Annotated in this window: 2 protein-coding genes; both read left to right on the top strand. The window is 70.0% G+C overall.

The features are described from left to right. Positions 1-129 precede the first annotated feature (129 nt). The gene (locus ABT297_RS42985; RefSeq protein ID WP_350559973.1) at positions 130-294 is read left to right on the top strand and encodes a hypothetical protein; all 165 of its coding nucleotides are present in this window, start codon (positions 130-132) and stop codon (positions 292-294) included. Positions 295-500: 206 nt separating this feature from the next. Next, positions 501-1,957: ISL3 family transposase (locus tag ABT297_RS42980; protein WP_350559970.1), on the top strand; the 1,457-nt coding region annotated here is incomplete at its 3' end.

The raw sequence follows: 1,957 nt of genomic DNA, 5'->3' as shown, positions 1-1,957 counted from the left end.
CGCACGAGGTCCCCGCCAGGGACCTGGCCGAGGCCTACCACCAACGCTGGGAAGAAGAATCCGCGCTGGACGAACTGAAGACCGACCTACGCGGCGGCGGTGAGATCCTCCGCTCCAAAACCCCGGACCTTGAACAACAAATGCGGGGGCCTGCTCCTCGCGCACTACGCCATCCGCGCGCTGCTGCTCGACGCCGCCGACCCAGCCGGCTACGACCCAGACCGGATGTCATTCATCAAAGGCCTCCGCGTCGTGCGCCGCCAGATCACCGACCAGGCGGCCATCACCCCCTGAACACCTTTCCGACGCCCTGACCGACGCGCTCACCGAAATCGGTTCTGGCGCAGGAAGCGTGGCGCGGCGGCCAGCGGTGTGGGATTTGGCCGGCGGACCGGCCTGGCTGACGGTGTCGACAGTAGACGGACGTTATGACGCTACCGGGTGCGATCTGTTGACCCGCAACGCTTTGCGAATCCTCGACCATCGATGATCATCGTGCGGTGCGCGATCACGCAGTCGCTGAGGTCGTCCTGCCGCACCTGTCCGGCGTGCTGGTCGACCGGGTGGAGTCCGGTCCCGAGGCCACCTACCTGTTCGGTCGGGCTCGTGGCGGGACCGCCACGTGTCCGGGCTGCGGCGGGGTCTCGACCTCGGTGTGCGCCCGATATCAGCGCAGCCTGGCCGACACGCCGATCGGCGGGCGGCCGAGCTGGCTGATCCTGCAGGTCCGGCGGTTCAACTGCCGGGTGACCGATTGCGCGGTGCGCACGTTCGTCGAGCAGATACCCGGCCTGACCGGCAGGCGACGCCGGCGCAGCCAGCCGTTACAGGACCTGCTGCACGGCATCGGTGCGGCCCTCGCCGGTCGGGCCGGCGCCCGGCTGGCGGCAAAGCTGGCCATGCACGTGTCCCGCAGCACCCTGCTCCGGCTGCTGCGCTGCGCTCCAGAGCCCACGCTCACCGCCGCGCCACGCGTGCTCGGCATCGACGACTTCGCCCTGCGCAAAGGTCAGGTGTACGCCACCATCCTGCTCGACATGCACACCCACCGGCCGGTCGATGTGCTGCCCGACCGGGAGGCCGACACCGTGGCCGCGTGGCTGCGAGGCCATCCTGGCGCCGAGATCATCTGTCGGGACCGTGCCGGCGCCTACGCTGAGGGCGCCGCGGCTGGCGCGCCGGACGCGATCCAGGTCGCAGATCGATGGCATCTCTGGCACAACCTGGGCGAAGCCGTCGAGGCCGTGGTAGTCGCGCACCGGGCCAGCCTCGCCGAGCCCACGGCCGGGCCCACCGAACCTACCGAGCCCGTTCCGCCACCGCAACCGAAGCCCCTGTCACAGCCAGAGCAACCGGCGGCGTTGCCAGGCAGAGAGATCCGGCTCGTGACCCGCACCCGCGAACGTTACGCACAGGTGCAGCAGCTGCTGGCCGAAGGTGCCTCCCGCGGCGAGGTCTCCCGCCGGCTGGGCCTGGACCGGCAGACCGTCCGGCGGTTCGCCGATGCTGCCAGTATCGATGAGCTGCTGGCCAACACCAGGAGGGGCAGTCTCATCGACCCGTACAAGTCCTTGCTGCATCAGCGGTGGAACGACGGCTGCACGGACACCGCGACGCTGTACGCCGAGATCCGCGAGCAGGGCTTCCGCGGCAGCGTCCAGACGTTGCGCCGCTACCTCCAACCGCTCCGGCCGGTCGAAGGCGCCACTCGCCGTCGCCTACCCGCTCCGAGCACACCTCCGCCACCGAAACCACGCCGGGTCGCGAAATGGATCATGAGCGATCCGGCCAAGCTCAAGGCCGAGGACCAGCACAAACTCGAGGCGATCCGCCAGCGCAGACCCGCCCTCGACGCGCTCGTCGGGCACGTCCAGGACTTCGCCGACATGATGCGCAAGCTGCGCGGCGCCCGCCTCCCGCAGTGGATCGCCGCCGTCCTGGCCAGCGACCTGGTGCA

It is taken from the genome of Dactylosporangium sp. NPDC000555 (assembly GCF_040300025.1).
Classification (GTDB): Bacteria; Actinomycetota; Actinomycetes; order Mycobacteriales; family Micromonosporaceae; genus Dactylosporangium.
Note: the sequence above shows the minus strand (reverse complement) of the source record. Positions and strands in the feature narration are given on the sequence as shown.